This window comes from Acinetobacter sp. H1(2024) (genome assembly GCF_046557555.1).
Lineage (GTDB): Bacteria > Pseudomonadota > Gammaproteobacteria > Pseudomonadales > Moraxellaceae > Acinetobacter > Acinetobacter seifertii.
In genome coordinates this window covers 110,955-126,167 of sequence record NZ_JBKGFO010000004.1, presented here as the reverse complement: position 1 = coordinate 126,167, position 15,213 = coordinate 110,955, and the positions used below count along the sequence as shown (strand labels likewise).

Sequence of the window (15,213 nt, the reverse complement as noted above, 5' to 3'; positions counted from 1 at the left end):
CGGAGAACACAAATGCAAATTTTTTACGACAAAGACTGTGACTTATCAATCATCCAAGGCAAGAAAGTAGCGATTATTGGTTACGGTTCTCAAGGTCATGCACATGCACTTAACCTTAAAGACTCAGGCGTAGACGTAACTGTAGGTTTACGTGCTGGTTCAGCTTCTTGGAAGAAAGCTGAAAATGCGGGTCTTAAAGTTGCTGAAGTTCCAGCAGCAGTTAAGCAAGCTGACCTCGTAATGATTTTGACTCCAGATGAATTCCAATCACAACTTTACCGTGACGTGATTGAGCCAAACATCAAAGAAGGCGCGACTTTAGCATTTGCTCATGGTTTCTCTGTTCTATATAACCAAGTTGTTCCACGTAAAGACTTAGACGTAATCATGGTTGCGCCTAAAGCTCCTGGTCACACAGTACGTTCAGAATTCCAACGTGGTTCAGGTGTTCCTGACTTAATCGCAATTCACCAAGATGCTTCTGGTAATGCACGTAACGTTGCGCTTTCTTACGCTTCTGGCGTAGGTGGTGGTCGTACAGGTATTATCGAAACTTCATTCCGTGAAGAAACTGAAACTGACTTATTCGGTGAGCAAGCAGTTCTTTGTGGTGGTGCAGTTGAACTTGTTAAAATGGGCTTCGAAACTTTAGTTGAAGCTGGTTATGCTCCTGAAATGGCTTACTTCGAGTGCTTACACGAACTTAAGTTAATTGTTGACTTGATGTTCGAAGGCGGTATCGCTGACATGAACTACTCAGTGTCTAACAACGCTGAATATGGTGAATACGTAACTGGCGTTGAAGTAATTAACGAACAATCTCGTGAAGCAATGCGTAATGCATTAAAACGTATTCAATCTGGTGAATACGCGAAGATGTTCATTCAAGAAGGTGCGTTGAACTACCCATCTATGACAGCTCGTCGTCGTCAAAATGCTGCACACGGTATTGAAGTAACTGGTAATAAGTTACGTGCGATGATGCCTTGGATTCAAGCAAACAAAATCGTAGATAAAGAGAAAAACTAAGTCTCTTTTCTAGTGTTTCTAAAAAACCCTGCTTAATGCAGGGTTTTTTATTTTAATTCAGCTAAAAACCAAGCTTAAAAAATCATCATTAAGGTCAGCTGACCTAGACTCAAGAAATCCTATATTTTTCATATAATTGGATGCTTAATTTTTGTTTAGTTTATTGATTTCTAAAGTAAAAAATACTTGACCAAATGTTAGATAATGTTATTGTTTATAACTGACTAAAAAAGTCAAATTTACTAATATTTCTTTAACGTGTTTAATTGTATTTTGTGCAATGAATTGAACAAAATAAAAAAAAGTATTGAATAATCATGGAAGTCCAGTATGGGTCATGTTGATTACGATAGCACATTGATCGTCGGCTCTTTTATTGCGGCTGGCGTTATTTGCTATATTGTGATTTCCATGGAGCAGTTAATATTTAAGCAAGCTTATAGAAAAGTTGAGCCTCTTATTTTAATACTGAATGGTTTATTGCTCGGAGCAGCCATTAGTATTGTCCATATTGTTGGTATGAATGCTTACCACATATTTGAAACTTCAGCCTCGAATGTTCCGTTAATTACACTTTCTTACGGTATTAGTGCCTTACTTTCGTGTATCTCAATTTGGCTGACTTCTCGTTATACCTTACCTTTAGTGAGACTGATTTTAAGTTCAGTCATTATGGGAATTGGTATTTCCGCTTCGTACTATGTGAGTATGTTGGGTTGGAATATCGATCTTTATAAGAAAGATTACACCTCATTCCTAATTCTATTTTCTGTATTAATTGCCATGAGTGGCTCAGGCTTGGCTTTCTTACTAGCTTATAAGTTAAAAGAAAGTGACCGTAATCGCGTAAGTTTAAAACTAGCTTTCGCAGTCATGATGACTTTAAGCATTATGGGGATGCACTACACGGCACTTATTGCGACAAATATTACCGATAAATTTGTAAGCCAATATCAGGCTGAACATGATTTGCTGCTGTTTACCATTATTTTAGTCACCTGTTTGGTGCTGGTCGCGAGTTTTATCGTTGCTGTACTGGAACAACGACTCAATCAGCGCAATTTAGAACTCCGAAAAGCCAATAAAGAACTCGCCAATCTCTCCATTCAAGACAATCTAACTAAGCTACCAAACAGACTATATTTAGTTGACTACGCCGAAGTTCTCCTTTCAGACCATCGTTATAAAGACCAAAAAATTGCTTTTCTTTATATAGACTTAGATCGTTTTAAATCGGTAAATGATGCATTTGGACATCATATTGGAGATCAACTCCTTATTCAGATGGCAAACCGTTTACATTGGCAGCTTAGTGAAAAATGCAAGTTGCTGAGAATTGGTGGTGATGAGTTTTTATTAATAGCTGAAAATACCGATACTGATGGAGCTGTGTATTTAGCTGAAAAAGTATTGCAGCTCATTCAAGAAAGTTATCAAATTTCCGGTAAAGAAATTAACATTTCAGCGAGTCTTGGTATCGCACTGTTTCCTGAACATGGGCAAAATGTTCAAGACTTACTTATGAATGCCGATGCAGCAATGCTGATGTCTAAAGAGCAAGGCCGCAATACTTATACCGTCTTTAGTTATTCTACCCATCAACAAGAAACAAGAAGTCAGTCAAAACTGATCAACGATTTATATAAAGCAGTCGACGAAAAGCAATTTGTTCTCTATTACCAGCCGAAGTTTAATACCAATCTTGAAATTTGTGGGGTAGAGGCGCTTATTCGCTGGAATCACCCAACGTTGGGTATGCTTACGCCACATATGTTTATTGGTGGTGCAGAAAAGACAGGTTTAATTATTCCAATGGGATATTGGGCGCTTGAACAAGCTTGCCAGCAAATTCAGGAATGGGAACGCAATAATACTCATTTTTATCCAGTTGCAGTCAATTTATCGGCCTTACAGTTTGAAAATAAAAAGCTCTTTAGTACCCTCGAAAGCTTGTTAAAAAAATACCAAATTAAGCCTCATCACCTTACTGTTGAAATTACCGAATCAACTGCAATGCGACATATCGACTTAAGTATTCGTGCTTGTGAGCGACTGCGTGATATGGGTATTCGAGTGGCAATTGATGACTTTGGAACAGGGCATTCAAGCTTCTTATATTTAAAAGATTTACCAGTCGATGAGCTTAAAATTGACCGTGGTTTTATTGTCGATTTAAAACCGGGTTCAAAAGAAGAAGTCATTTTAGAAAGTATTATTCACTTGGCGAAAAAGTTAGGTTTAACCGTAACAGCCGAAGGAGTGGAAACTCAGCAGCAAGTCGAAATTTTAACGCGTTTAGGCTGTCAGCAGTTCCAAGGCTACTTGTTGGGTATGCCTGTAAATGTAGGGCAACTGATTCAGTCACAAGGCGCTCATTTTGTTTAATCTAAACCTTGGGTTAAATTAAAAAATACTAGTTTATATAATATCTAAAATAATAATTTAGTTAATCTAATGAAAAACAATAAGAAATTTAAAATCTTGGCATAAATTCCACATTGACACTTCTAAACTCTCAGATTATCCTTTGCCTGCTGGCCTACATTGCCAGCCGGTCGTCGCAGACCGATTAGTAAAGGCATCAGATTATTCCCTCTGAGGAGTAGTCTTGTGTGTACAATCGTCCCTCGCTCGTTGCGGTAGGACGAGTGAGGGACACCTTCGGGTGTGCTGATTCTTTACTATCAGTCTGCGAACCCTTGCTCGTTCTGCCACCATAATTCTAAATTCATGCTTTGGCAGAACTCCAAATATAAGGAGTTGGCTATGCATACTTTTTTTATACCACCAGATTAGTCTTTAACAAGGTTTGATTACTTTTGAGTTTTCAGACTTTAGTTCGTCACGACTAAAAAATCATATGAACAATAAAACTTGAGATGCGTTAGGGCCATCTTTGGGGCCTTTGCATGCTTTTTTTGCCCAAAGCAAAAGTTGCAGCCGCTTTCTCTCATTTAGACACAACAACAAATTAATTTATAACGGTACATATATGCCATATTCAGATCTCTCATTTCGCGCGTTGAGTGCGCTGCATAAATGTCGCTATCTTTTTAGTCAACATGGCTTTCACAATGTTGGTGTCGATCGTCTTGCGAGAGAGGCAGAGGTCCCGAAAGCCTCATTTTATAACTATTTCCACTCTAAACAGCGGCTGGTTGAAATGTGCCTAAACTTTCAAAAAGATGCCTTAAAAGAGCAAGTACACTCAATCATTTACATACAAAAAGATTTAGCCTTACGTGAAAAGCTCAAGAAGATTTTCTTTTTACATACCAATTTAAATGGCAACTATTACTTATTATTTAGAGCTATTTTTGAAATTGAAAAAATCTACCCGACAGCTTATCAAGTGGTGGTGCAGTATAGATATTGGCTCATTAATGAAATCTGTAATTTGCTTTTAACCCTAAAGAAAGAAGCCACCCAACAAGATGCTTATATGTTTTTGTTTGTAATGGATGGGGCAATTATGCAATTACTCGATACAAACAGGGGAGATACACGAGACATGTTACTGGTGTATATTTTAAAGAGTATTTTTATGAGTGATTAATTAATTTGAATAAATAAGCTTACCTAACACTATATTTTTATTAAGGAATATTTAAATAATTAAAATTATATAAAGTTAAGGCCGCTATGTAGCGAGTACATATCGGCCTAATTTATATTGATTAAGAGAAGAAGCAAGTCTGCTTATATAAATAAACTAAATTATTAAGTTTATTTAAGCAGCTGCACATCTGAGGGTTGTTTCGAGTTCAATTAGTTTGTTTATATAAGACCATGTTTCTTCAGGGTTAATTTCTGGCTTATTAACGGTGGCATCAATAATAAGTCCATCTATAATATTAAGAAAAAGGCTGCTTAGAACTTTTGGATCTTCAATTTCTAAATCTGAAAATATTTCAAAAACTACATTGTAAATCCAGTTTCGGTATTTATTAACTTGAACTTTAACAGATGGATACATTTGTAGTACTTCAATGGTCGCTTTTTTAAATAAGCATCCATTAAAATCTTCAGTATTAATCCAGTCGATATACCAATTAAAAACACTTTTAAGTTTATTTAATGGGTTGTTTATACTGTTAACTTTGTCTAATAAAGACGCCTGAACCTCTAAAATCCGTCGTTGAAGGCATTCTTCAATTAAAATCTCTTTAGAAGAGAAGTACTTATAGAACGTCATTTTTGCAACATTGGATTCAGCAATAATTTTGTCAATACCAATAGAGGTATAACTTTTTTGATTAAAAAGGGTCATTGCTGTTGTTATAATCGTTTCTCTTTTTGACATTGGTTGCCCCGTCATAGATATTTTTTGATTAACTTTGCTATTGTAAAGTATGAAAGCTTAAATAAAACTTATTTTATGATATTTAAAAAATCATATTTATTCAATAGTTTGGTTTATTTTAAAAATTATGAATTTTTATATTTTATTGGCAATAGTTTACTTTTTTAAATAATATTAATTAATCCATTGATTTGTTGAGATAATGAACATAATATCGGATCGTTAAGTATGGGTATACGGAATTTATCCTTTTAGCAAATGAGTGCAAAATGGAAATAGAGGGATGACCCACAGCTTAACTATAAGAAAAACTTTTTATTGAGAATGATTATGTCAAAAAAATTTGAAGACTTTGATAATCCAAGACAAAAAGCATTACAAGGTATGAAAAACAGTATTTCTGCCCAACAGTGGGAAGAAAACTTACAATTTCTCAAACAGTTAAGGAATAGAATTGCACATTTACCAGTAAGTCATCATCCAGCCATTGAAATATTAAATAACGGTTATCTTGATAAACAAACCCTGACACGTATTCATTTAGAATATCGTCATGCCATCGTACAAATTTTTACTGATGCTTTATTACAGGCGCAGTTTCTCACGAAGCAATTGGAACCAAAGCTTCACTCTGGCGCTAAAATGTTTCCTAGGGTGTTATTAAGCTTAAATATATTGGATGAATTCGGTTTTAGACCGGGTTTAGGTAAAGATAATTATTATTTAGGGAATCCTGAATATGCACATTATCCTTTATATGAAGATTTATTAAATGATTATGGTTTGACTGAGGCACACCGCCGTAATTATAAACCTTCTAAAATTTCAGATCAGGTAAGAACATTCTTAGAAGATTCTTATGATAGCTATATGAAAGTTGTGGCTTTATTGGCCGTAGCAGAAGAAGAAGTCATTCTTTTTAGCCCACCATTAAGACAAGCAACCAAGTTTGTAAATATTGATGTTGAGGGTGGGGGATATTATCACGTACATGGTGTTTCAACAGATGAAACGGCTGAAGCTGCTGATGATGACCATCAAGACGACTTGTGGTTTGCATTAGCACAAGCGATTACTCCAAGTGACTATGAAAGTTTAACCAAACTATGTCTTGATTATTGTGCATTGTGGACTGAATTTTGGGATGCTCAAATTGCCGATGTTCAATTTATTGAGGAAAAGAAATTAGCATAAGTTTCTAAGTTTATTCATAAAAAGCCTGTTTATATTGAACAGGCTTTTTTAATGGTGAATGCTATGAGTTCTTTAGGGCTTCACGAAAAATATTCCCGACATGAAAACACGGGCAGACAACTCAACAATCTCTAAACAGTACCTATAAATCTGCTACAATTACGCCAATTTTTATTTTGATCGACTTTAGATCTTTGGCACTGCAATCTCCGCAGTAGGTGTATTTCATGAGTTTTAAAGATGAGTTAGCGGCACAGGTCGCTCAACGACGCACATTTGCTATTATTTCCCACCCAAATATTTGATATCTATTCAAGCCCATTCAACCTATTTCAAATATAATAATAAAATTATTATAAGTGCTGTAAAAATATAAAAATATTGCTATTCTTTATCTGATATATCTTTCAACCCCGTTCAATAGATTTCAAGTCTAGTCAGTATGTTTGTGTACATATGTGTGTACATATTTTCTAGAATTAGCTACTTGAAAAAAATATGTACACAGGTGGAGTAAAATGCCTTTAACAGATACTTGGCTGAAGAAGAATTTAGATCGTGAACGTTCAGCTATACATACAGAGCCTGATCAAGATGGATTGAGCGTTCGTGTATCGCAAAAAGGAAAGCTCACTTTTCAGATGCGTTTTCGATATAACGATAAGCAAGCTCGTTTAGACTTGGGAACCTATCCAAATATCAGCCTTAAAGAAGCTCGTATTGAATTGCAGAAAATGAAAGCAATTTTAGAAAAGGGACATGACCCACGTATTCATAAAAAAGTAGAGCTTCACAAGATCACAGAGGCTATAACTTTTGAAGCGTTATTTCGTGAGTGGCATGCGAAATATAGTATTCCTAATAAAAAGAATGCAGATCAATATTTGAGATCATTTGAACTTTATGTTTTCCCAAAGTTAGGTAGCATACCTGCTGAGCAAATCACATTACATATGTGGTTAGATTTACTAGAAGAGCAATTTAAACAGTCGCCATCGATAACTGATCGCATTCTTACGAATACAAAGCAGTGTTTGGATTGGGGGATTAATCGAAAATTAATTGAGCAAAATCCCATAAGACATATCACTGGAAAACGTGACTTGAATATTAAGAAAAATAAAACTGTTCGAGTATTACAAGATGATGAGTTATCTTTAATTTTTAAAATTTGTGATGAATCTAGAACATCATTGAGGAATGTTTTATTTCTCAAGTTATGTTTGTTTTATGGTAATCGATATAGTGAGTTGAGGCTTGCAAGGAAATCAGATTTTGATTTTAGTAAAAATACATGGACAGTACCGTATGAAAATCATAAGTCAGGAGAAAGTAAAGGGGACATTGTTCGACCTATTGTTGATGAGATCAAACCGTGGCTTCAGTCTGCAATGGATTTGAGTAATTCTGAATACATTTTCCCACATGAAAATGGTAAAGAGCCAATGGGGCGTAGTGGGCCAACAGATACCCCTTATAACTTCATGCAATTTGCAAGGAAGAATTATAAAATTGAAATGGATCATTGGTCTATGCATGATTTACGGCGTACAGCAAGGACAAATTTCAGTGCGTTTACAAGTAGGGATGTTGCGGAACTGATGGTTGGACATGTGATGCCTGGGGAACAGGGGACATATGACTATTATGATTATCAAAAAGAGATGTCGAAAGCTTATAAAAAATGGTGGAAAAAGTTAAGTAATCTGTCTAGCTAGACAGATTACTGAATTGGTTGTTATTGAAATATTTGAGTAACCATTCGTTAAAAGTACTTTCATCCCAAAGACTACTAGAACCTGCACATTTCTTAATAGGTTGAGGCATTGGTTGCTCGAACATTTTTTGATTGGGTTGCTGATAGCGCCATAACGTTGATGCGGAGCAATCCTTTAGTTTTTTGCGAATTTCTTTAGATGTTAAATAGCCCATATCTTTGATCCTTTTGTAATCATAACAATTAGATAAAAGAACTATTTTTTAACTTTAATTATCAATCTGAGATTAACACGAATCATTAAAAAAGTAGTTCTATTAGTTTATGAGGTAACTATAAAATTTAGAAAAGGTTTAAGGTAGAGCAGTACTCATGTATAAAAAAATATTAGCATTATCCTGTTATAATATTTTGTAATATAAGGGATTAAATAATTATGGATTCGAAAATAATTTCAGATCTAGCGTTGCTTGAACAGAACATTCTTGAGAATTTTTGTTACTACTATCAGTGTAATTTAGAGGAAGAATTGGGAAATCCATTATATGCAGCAATGACAGACAAAATCATGCTCCGTATGAAAGATAATGATTTTCGACTCAGTGAGCAAGCATTAAGTCTGATAGAGGGGAGTGATGATATTAAATTGATTCCTTTCAAGCCTGACCAAGTTTTCGAACTTCTAGTACAGATCAATAGCTTAAGAGAAGATATGGAGCAGTTGAAAAAGACGCTCCAAAAAAAACGTTACTCAAATATTTTAATGACGTATGTTGATGTATTGGGAGGGAGGATATATTTAATTTACAATACGGCTCTTGAAAGGCAAGCTAAAGCAACAAAAGCAGCAATGGAAAAACATACAAAAAGCTTGTACCCAAGACGAGAAATAATATGCAGAGTTTTACGTGAGCAGGTAGTTCAACGCGGTCGTAAATGGGATAATCCAACTCAGGCGGTTACATCAATTATTCCTATATTGATCAAAGAATTTGAAAAAGATGATGTCATTTGGATCAAGTCTGAAATTACTCGCATGCAGGATGAGCTTCAAAAACTTGAACAAGATGATGTCCCTATGTTTGAATCACGTTCAGATAATTTAATAAAACGTAAAAAAGCATCATCTACTGTAAAAGCTAAAAAAATAACTAAACTTCAAGAGCAACTTAAAAAGCTAGACAGAATCCTTCACTCTAAAAATCCTTCAGTTATGCTGAAGGATCTGGAATACAACTTGCCATATAACAATACTGCCTATTTGGATGAAACGATCATCCATTGGTTGAGGGGGCAACCTGAAATGTTGGAGGAAATTGTGTTGAGTAAAAAATAATCTCATTTTAAATTTAGCTATTACCAATAAACATGGGTAACAGTCAGATTGGGTCTGAGTTAGTACAATTTAGTACACAAAAGCCTACTCACATTATTTAAGTTTAAGTTCATTAAACTCCTTTAAGATAATAGCTTCAAGAACTTTACTTTTATTCATATTTTTTAATTTAGCCAGTTCTTCAAGCTGTGTTTGAGTCTCTTGTGTCAATGGGAGATGGTAGGGCTTTTTAGCTTTTCCAGAATCACGGAATTTTTTCTGACTCCATGTTTTTTTCATTTTTAAGAGAATTAGTTCTTTGGTTTCGGGAGAAGAATAAGAAAGATTATCTAAGCAAGCTAATATAGATTCATATTTTTCATTATCATTGGAAATATGATTAAAGCAAAGAATTTGCAAATTATGTTTTGCTAGATATAGCCATGCCCATTCTATTTGTGAAGTATTTGTTTTCTGAATCCATTTGACTTCAGAATCTGATAATTTTCTAAAATTCCATTCTGAAGCACAATTTTGTAAAAATAATAGTTTTTCATCAATAGAAATATTAATAGCATCTAAGTTATATAGAAAAGTTTTGTATAAGTTGTTTATGCCATATGCAACAATTATAAAATTATATTGTTTTGAGAGTCGATTAATGAGCCAAATAATTAAACGATGATTATTATTTTCAATCCATTCTAAGTGTTCTTTTGATACTAAAATATTCTGCACATTTGATATTAAGATATTTATGGCGGTAGTCTGATCTATTTGACTGTTAATGTATGAGCATAATATTGAATCTTTGTATTTTAATGAGGAGTTGCTCGTAGTATTAAAATGAATATTTAAATTAAAACAATTAATCGCACATTCTATTTCTCTTTCTCCAAAAGTAACGCCATGGTTTTTTAGCAAGTCGTTTACCTGAAGTTTCAAGTTTTTATCATGTATCATTTTATATCACTATGTAGAATTGTTTGTGTTATTTTAGCGAATTTAAAAAAGTATATAAAGAAATTTTATAAGTTTTTTATAAGTCCTTTTAGTTGATTATTAGTGAATTTTTAGCGATAAATGCTTTTAATTGGTGCGTTTAAAGACAGTTTTTTGATAAAATTACATAAAATGAGTTTCTAGAAATTTTTAAGGATTGGAACAGTCATAGAGGTTCATGCTTCTTTTTATTATTCGCGTAACTTTAGCCTAAGCATATTTTGATTTAACTTCGGATAAATGGTGATCAGCATCTTATGGATGAATGAATGTATCGATGTAACAGGTCAGAATGCTTAACAGGTAAATTATATTATTAATACTTAAGTAATATATTAATAATTAACTATAAGTAATATATTAATTATATAAAAAATAGCTTATCTAAATGTTGAATATGGTAAGTCCTAAGCACAGTATAGCCCATATCCAAATGGGCTATAGACAACGTATCAATATCAAATCATTAAAACATTCAGCATTAACCCTTATAGTATGTTCCAAAGTCTTTAAGCATATTTAGCTGAGCAGGATGACGACAACATCCTGCTTGGAATCATGATCAGTAAAATTTTACATCTCTCTCTTAGATATGAACCTTATATTTCAAGAGAAACCAAATGTACCAGAATTACCCATTAGAAAATGAATCCTCCATCCTGATCTCAATCGAAGATTTTATGATGAGTACATGCCATGAGCAATTCATCGATGATCATGAAGAATTCAAGCGAGAACTATTAGATGCTGTATGTACTTTTAAAGTGATTTACAAAGAAGATTTTACTTATTCTAAAATTATTAATGTTTTCAAAAGAGTGATTATTCTTGTAGATTACATTATGGATAAATTGGACTTCCATATTTATGAAGATATTTTAAGATTTGAAATAAATCATATATTTCATATCCAAGGCATGATTCAGCATGAGATGAAAAATGCTGTACAAGATATTCATAAATTTAAATATCAAGAAAGAAAAAATCAAATTGAACTAGAAAACTATTTAAATAGAATGCTTAATCATTATGCTAGGTTGCTTTTTGTACGGGTAGATATAGGAATAATTCAAGAGCATCAAGTGAATTGGGATGTCGAAGACTTTCATCGGGCTTTGGAAATACTGCGGAATAGAATGTCGAACAAAGATAGTTGCTTTCGTGATTTACATGGCTGTGTTTGGGCATTCGAGCAAGGTGCAAAGAAAGGCTACCATTGCCATTTATTACTTATTTATGATGGTGATAAGCGTGACGGCGATGAATGGTTAGGAGAAGCAGTAGGGAAGTACTGGCATGAATGCATTACAAATCACCAAGGGAGTTATTACAATTGTAACCGTGAAGATAATAAAGAAAAGTTTGCGGTCAATGGTTTACTTGGTATAGGAATGATTCATCGAAATCAGCCAAAGCAAGTAGAAAATGCTATTCGTGCAGGTCTATATTTGGTAAATCCGAAAAAAGTAGAACAACGCTTACGTGCCAAGATATCCCCGAATATGAGGTCATTTGGAATCAGCCAGTTTGATGTGACATGGCGTAGGGGGTAGCCAACCTGCGGAATGATTTCTTCTGTCTACAAAGTTAACGTTACGTTAGCTTTAGAGGGAAACATTGTCCATTATTTTGTTCTAGGATCAAAATGAGATTAGATAAATCTTTCCGTGGGTGGTGATGTTTTAATGAAATTAACACTCTAGTTTCAGTGATACGTTTTACACAGCAATTGGCAAACTAAATAATATGAAAAATACAAAGAGTTTAGAATTTGTTGCAAATCTAGCTAAAAATTTTTACTATAATAAATTAAAGGAGATGGCTATCCTCCTTCTACAAACCGCCACCTTCGGCTGATGATACCTACGTTACCCTTAAGCAGGGTGCGTAGTTGTGCGCTCTGCTTTTATTGGAGCTGTGCAATGAGATCAGATAAACTTATAAAATATCCTCTTTCTAAACCCCATCTTAACTCTAATTAGGAGGGGTCATGTATACATCTTTATTTTCAATTGCGTTAGGTGCAGTTTTAGGAGCTTGGTTACGTTGGGCTCTGGCATTGAAATTCAATCACATTTTTCAGAACATTCCTCTAGGTACTATGTTGGTTAATCTAATTGGTGCATTCATTATTGGTTTTTCTGTAGCTTTTTTCGCTAATAGTACATTGAGCCCAAGCTATAAGTTATTTGTTATTACAGGTTTTTGTGGAACTTTGACTACATTTTCAACATTTTCAATGGAGGTTGTTTCATTGCTCCAAAGTGGTAAGTTTGACTATGCAATTCTTACTATCGCAATTCATGTTTTAGGTTCATTACTGTTAACAGGTGCAGGAATTTATACCTATCAACTGTCAACAGCACAATAAATTTGGAGAATAAAATGAATGGTTATTTAGTTACGTTTTACACTGAATTGAATGAAAGATATCAGGGTGAGCAGATTCATGAATGGTTATTGAAACTATCAAAAGAAATGCATTTTAGTGGTGCTACTGTGACACATGGCGATAAAGGAATAGATCATACAGGAAAGCTACATTCAACAAGCTTTTTTGAATTAATTGATGAACCAATACAAATCCAGTTTGCATTGACTGAAACGCAAACAGAACAATTATTTGATTACCTTAATAATGAGAGAGTATCAATTTTTTACGTAAAAACACCTGTACAGTTTGGTACTGTTGGTAATCTAAAAGGAAAATAATGATGAGCTTTAAAGATATTCCCGTAGGAGTTAATCCACCTGACGATTTCTACAGCATTATTGAAATTCCCCAGAATATTGATCCAGTTAAATATGAGATGAATAAGGAATTTGATACTGTTTTTATTGATCGTTTTTTAACTACATCTATGTTCTATCCAGCAAACTATGGCTATATTCCTCATACATTAAGTGAGGATGGTGATCCTTTAGATGTACTGGTAATTTCTCCTTATCCTGTTGCAATTGGTTCAGTGATAAGAAGTAGGCCAGTGGGCGTAATGTATATGGAAGACGAACATGGTATTGACGCAAAAATTATTGCCGTCCCTCATGAAAAATTATCCAAACTCTACGACCACATTCTAGATATCAATGATGTAGATCAACTTACCTTAAATCGTATCCAACACTTCTTTGAACATTATAAAGATTTGGAAGAGGGAAAATGGGTAAAACTCCAAGGTTGGGGAGATGTTGATAAAGCTCGACAAGAAATTATAAGCTCTATACAGAGCTATTCTGGACATTAATTAACTAATAAGAAGTTTAAAACTCCTTATTTTTGAATTGATACTTACATTTAAATGGGAGGAGAACACTGGATTTTTCAATGCTCTCTTCATCATCTGATCTAACATTAGAAAGACAAACTCACATTGCCTTGATCGGTTATCAATTCCGCTTCAAGCACCTGATCACCACGACATTTCAACAGGTATGATACTGTAGAGCTATAGCTCATTTGCACAGGCATCTTGCTATGAAAGTCAGCGGTGTAATAACCACAACGACCACGATTAATTTTCATGCCTTGTAGAACAAAAGGCTGATCGTTAGTCGATTGAATTTCGAGAATATATTCAATTGCCCCTTGTACATTAAAAGCGGATTGAGATTCTCTAGCACTAATGCGAGCCTTAACATTTAGATCGCTAACTTGTGCAGATTCATCCTCAAGCGGAATGTCAGCAGCTTCCTGAGTGTTGTTTGGATCAAGGTCAGTTTCCATCATGGCTTTAAGCACATCAGGATACTTATTCCATCCATTGATATAAGACTCCGCTTCCTTGACCTCAGCAGGCAAATAGACATGACCATTGTCAATAATCATCTGCATTTCATTGAGTTTGGCTTTAACTGCTTCCTCGGTATAAGGAGCATAGATTGATTGAGTATCAGGACTTTTTGACACCGCTTGATTGGTCGTATTCGTTTCATCTGTTTTGGGTGGTTGATTGTTTTGACTACATGCCATTAACAGGGAACACAAGGCAATAGTAGGAAATAAAGATTTCATGATTGCACTCCCTTATAATTTAGGACGAATAACAACAAACCAGATGAATAGTAGAATCAAAATTCCACCAACGATTTTACCAACAACAGGAAACATTACCGCAGGCCACACTAAGCCTTGTCCAATATTGTAAGCAAAGGACTTATAGTTATACTGCCCCCAAAAGTGTTGATAAATTGCAAAAAAGAATCCAATGACCAGATATGTGCTGATCAGTCCAGCTTTAAGATTAGAATTCATTTATTTTCCCCCAGTTGCAAATTTTGCTAATGCGATAAATAGTCCCATCACGATCATGAAGCCAATAAATGGCAAGCCTAAAAAGCAAATCACTGCAATCACGCAGATGATGCCTGCAAGTGTTCTCATGGTTATTCCTTCATACATTGATAGGAAATATTGACCATATCTCTCTGGAAGGATTCTGTTTGCTGCAAGGTGTAGAGATTTTCTTTAAGTCCATCTTCTCCATATTTATTTTCAAATTTGTCGTAGATACATGAACAGGTACTGCCATCAATGCCACCTGTTTTACAACCACTGATAAATTGACGTTCGGTTTTACTGGCACATGCCGATAGTAAAAGCGCAACTGAAACCACGATAAGTGAAGTTTGAATTTTCATCATTTCCCCTGATTT

At 34.5% G+C, this 15,213-nt stretch carries 17 protein-coding genes, 1 pseudogene and 1 riboswitch; of the genes and pseudogenes, 11 read left to right on the top strand and 7 right to left on the bottom strand.

Annotated elements, in window-relative coordinates:
- Positions 1–12 precede the first annotated feature (12 nt).
- The 3 genes from ilvC (at position 13) to ACLCEG_RS12470 (ending at position 4,585) form a co-directional block, all read left to right on the top strand.
- The gene (gene ilvC / locus ACLCEG_RS12480) at positions 13–1,029 is read left to right on the top strand and encodes a ketol-acid reductoisomerase (RefSeq protein ID WP_004698717.1); all 1,017 of its coding nucleotides are present in this window, start codon (positions 13–15) and stop codon (positions 1,027–1,029) included.
- A gap of 330 nt (positions 1,030–1,359) precedes the next feature.
- Positions 1,360–3,414 (top strand): GGDEF domain-containing phosphodiesterase, encoded by a 2,055-nt coding sequence (locus tag ACLCEG_RS12475; RefSeq protein ID WP_068932569.1) that lies wholly within the window; start codon positions 1,360–1,362, stop codon positions 3,412–3,414.
- A gap of 607 nt (positions 3,415–4,021) precedes the next feature.
- Positions 4,022–4,585: a TetR/AcrR family transcriptional regulator gene (locus ACLCEG_RS12470; RefSeq protein WP_086496128.1), complete on the top strand. Its 564-nt coding sequence runs from the start codon at positions 4,022–4,024 to the stop codon at positions 4,583–4,585.
- Between the two features lie 174 nt (positions 4,586–4,759).
- Here the strand turns inward: ACLCEG_RS12470 and ACLCEG_RS12465 are convergent, their stop codons facing one another.
- Entirely contained in the window at positions 4,760–5,332 is a 573-nt protein-coding gene (locus tag ACLCEG_RS12465) for a TetR/AcrR family transcriptional regulator (RefSeq protein WP_134262255.1), read from the bottom strand.
- A 330-nt stretch (positions 5,333–5,662) separates the two neighbouring features.
- On the opposite strand from ACLCEG_RS12465, the gene ACLCEG_RS12460 reads away from it, so the two are divergent.
- The 3 genes and pseudogenes from ACLCEG_RS12460 (at position 5,663) to ACLCEG_RS12450 (ending at position 8,244) form a co-directional block, all read left to right on the top strand.
- Positions 5,663–6,526, top strand: a complete 864-nt coding sequence (locus tag ACLCEG_RS12460) for a hypothetical protein (protein WP_410567741.1) — start codon at positions 5,663–5,665, stop codon at positions 6,524–6,526.
- A 227-nt stretch (positions 6,527–6,753) separates the two neighbouring features.
- Positions 6,754–6,825: pseudogene (locus tag ACLCEG_RS12455) on the top strand (hypothetical protein); the annotation flags it as partial.
- Between the two features lie 219 nt (positions 6,826–7,044).
- Positions 7,045–8,244 (top strand): tyrosine-type recombinase/integrase, encoded by a 1,200-nt coding sequence (locus tag ACLCEG_RS12450; protein ID WP_284885207.1) that lies wholly within the window; start codon positions 7,045–7,047, stop codon positions 8,242–8,244.
- Here the strand turns inward: ACLCEG_RS12450 and ACLCEG_RS12445 are convergent.
- Positions 8,237–8,458, bottom strand: coding sequence for a hypothetical protein (locus ACLCEG_RS12445; protein ID WP_114161368.1), 222 nt, complete (start codon positions 8,456–8,458; stop codon positions 8,237–8,239). The genes ACLCEG_RS12450 and ACLCEG_RS12445 overlap by 8 nt on opposite strands.
- A gap of 221 nt (positions 8,459–8,679) precedes the next feature.
- Here ACLCEG_RS12445 and ACLCEG_RS12440 point away from each other — a divergent pair, with 221 nt between their 5' ends.
- On the top strand, positions 8,680–9,579 hold the full coding sequence (locus tag ACLCEG_RS12440; RefSeq protein WP_284885208.1) for a hypothetical protein: 900 nt from the start codon (positions 8,680–8,682) through the stop codon (positions 9,577–9,579).
- A 93-nt stretch (positions 9,580–9,672) separates the two neighbouring features.
- Here ACLCEG_RS12440 and ACLCEG_RS12435 read toward each other — a convergent pair whose 3' ends face one another.
- A complete protein-coding gene (locus ACLCEG_RS12435; RefSeq protein WP_284885209.1) occupies positions 9,673–10,521 on the bottom strand; it encodes a hypothetical protein in 849 nt (282 codons plus the stop codon).
- Between the two features lie 659 nt (positions 10,522–11,180).
- Here ACLCEG_RS12435 and ACLCEG_RS12430 point away from each other — a divergent pair.
- The 4 genes from ACLCEG_RS12430 to ppa all read left to right on the top strand — a co-directional run bounded on the left by ACLCEG_RS12430 (position 11,181) and on the right by ppa (position 13,805).
- Positions 11,181–12,113: an inovirus-type Gp2 protein gene (locus tag ACLCEG_RS12430; protein WP_284885210.1), complete on the top strand. Its 933-nt coding sequence runs from the start codon at positions 11,181–11,183 to the stop codon at positions 12,111–12,113.
- Between the two features lie 252 nt (positions 12,114–12,365).
- Positions 12,366–12,433, top strand: a riboswitch (Fluoride riboswitch).
- A gap of 117 nt (positions 12,434–12,550) precedes the next feature.
- The gene (crcB, locus tag ACLCEG_RS12425; protein WP_000288745.1) at positions 12,551–12,931 is read left to right on the top strand and encodes a fluoride efflux transporter CrcB; all 381 of its coding nucleotides are present in this window, start codon (positions 12,551–12,553) and stop codon (positions 12,929–12,931) included.
- A gap of 14 nt (positions 12,932–12,945) precedes the next feature.
- Entirely contained in the window at positions 12,946–13,272 is a 327-nt protein-coding gene (locus ACLCEG_RS12420) for a DUF190 domain-containing protein (protein ID WP_001014905.1), read from the top strand.
- 2 nt (positions 13,273–13,274) lie between these two features.
- On the top strand, positions 13,275–13,805 hold the full coding sequence (ppa, locus tag ACLCEG_RS12415) for an inorganic diphosphatase (RefSeq protein WP_025466917.1): 531 nt from the start codon (positions 13,275–13,277) through the stop codon (positions 13,803–13,805).
- Between the two features lie 107 nt (positions 13,806–13,912).
- Here ppa and ACLCEG_RS12410 read toward each other — a convergent pair whose 3' ends face one another.
- Genes ACLCEG_RS12410 through ACLCEG_RS12395 form a run of 4 tightly spaced genes read right to left on the bottom strand, consistent with a single transcriptional unit; the run spans position 13,913 to position 15,198 of the window.
- Positions 13,913–14,572, bottom strand: coding sequence for a hypothetical protein (locus tag ACLCEG_RS12410; RefSeq protein WP_000838312.1), 660 nt, complete (start codon positions 14,570–14,572; stop codon positions 13,913–13,915).
- A gap of 12 nt (positions 14,573–14,584) precedes the next feature.
- Entirely contained in the window at positions 14,585–14,812 is a 228-nt protein-coding gene (locus ACLCEG_RS12405) for a hypothetical protein (protein ID WP_114161373.1), read from the bottom strand.
- The gene (locus ACLCEG_RS12400) at positions 14,813–14,941 is read right to left on the bottom strand and encodes a hypothetical protein (protein ID WP_284885211.1); all 129 of its coding nucleotides are present in this window, start codon (positions 14,939–14,941) and stop codon (positions 14,813–14,815) included. It lies immediately after the preceding gene.
- Positions 14,942–14,943: 2 nt separating this feature from the next.
- Positions 14,944–15,198 carry a hypothetical protein gene (locus tag ACLCEG_RS12395; RefSeq protein WP_284885213.1) on the bottom strand — a complete coding sequence of 85 codons (255 nt, stop codon included), beginning with the start codon at positions 15,196–15,198 and terminating at the stop codon, positions 14,944–14,946.
- Between the last annotated feature and the right edge of the window lie 15 nt (positions 15,199–15,213).